This window comes from Spirulina subsalsa FACHB-351, assembly GCF_026130165.1.
GTDB lineage: Bacteria > Cyanobacteriota > Cyanobacteriia > Cyanobacteriales > Spirulinaceae > Spirulina_A > Spirulina_A subsalsa_A.
Genome location: NZ_JAIHOM010000253.1, coordinates 1 through 1,091 on the forward strand (window position 1 = coordinate 1; position 1,091 = coordinate 1,091).

At 52.1% G+C, this 1,091-nt stretch carries 1 protein-coding gene; it reads right to left on the bottom strand.

Going from position 1 to position 1,091, the window contains the following annotated elements:
* Positions 1–3: 3 nt before the first annotated feature.
* On the bottom strand, positions 4–1,086 hold the full coding sequence (psbA, locus tag K4A83_RS22710; protein WP_321161045.1) for a photosystem II q(b) protein: 1,083 nt from the start codon (positions 1,084–1,086) through the stop codon (positions 4–6).
* Positions 1,087–1,091 lie beyond the last annotated feature (5 nt).

Sequence of the window (1,091 nt, forward strand, 5' to 3'; positions counted from 1 at the left end):
AACTTACCCGTTGATTTGGGGGGCAGTTAAAGCCACAGGAGCAGCTTCACCACTAGCTAAGTCTAAGGGGAAGTTGTGAGCGTTGCGCTCGTGCATTACTTCAAACCCTAAGTTAGCGCGGTTCAGGATGTCAGCCCAGGTGTTGATGACGCGACCTTGGCTATCTAAGACAGATTGGTTGAAGTTGAAACCGTTCAGGTTGAACGCCATGGTGCTTACGCCCAGAGCGGTGAACCAGATCCCAACCACCGGCCAGGCTGCTAAGAAGAAGTGCAGGGCGCGGGAGTTGTTGAAGGAAGCGTATTGGAAGATTAAGCGACCGAAGTAACCGTGAGCAGCCACGATGTTGTAGGTTTCTTCTTCTTGACCGAATTTGTAACCGTAGTTTTGAGATTCGGTTTCGGTGGTTTCACGCACTAAGGAAGAAGTGACCAGAGAACCGTGCATAGCGCTGAATAACGCACCGCCGAACACCCCGGCAACACCCAACATATGGAAGGGGTGCATGAGGATGTTGTGTTCAGCTTGGAACACCAACATGAAGTTGAAAGTCCCACTGATTCCTAAAGGCATCCCATCGGAGAAAGAACCTTGACCCATGGGGTAGATGAGGAAGACAGCAGTAGCGGCGGATACGGGGGCAGAGTAAGCCACACAGATCCAAGGACGCATCCCTAAGCGGTAGCTGAGTTCCCACTGACGACCGAGGTAGCAGAATACACCGATCAGGAAGTGGAAGATCACTAACTGGTAGGGACCGCCATTGTACAGCCACTCATCGAGGGAAGCAGCTTCCCAGATGGGGTAGAAGTGTAAACCAATGGCGTTGGAGGAAGGAACAACAGCACCAGAGATGATGTTGTTACCGTAGAGTAAAGACCCTGCAACAGGTTCACGAATCCCATCGATGTCCACGGGGGGAGCAGCGATGAAGGCGATGATGAAGCAGGTGGTGGCGGTTAAGAGAGTGGGGATCATGAGAACACCGAACCAACCGATGTAAAGACGGTTATTGGTGCTGGTTACCCACTGACAGAACCGCTCCCAAACGTTGGCGCTTTCGCGCTGTTGAATGGTGGTTGTCATGGTTT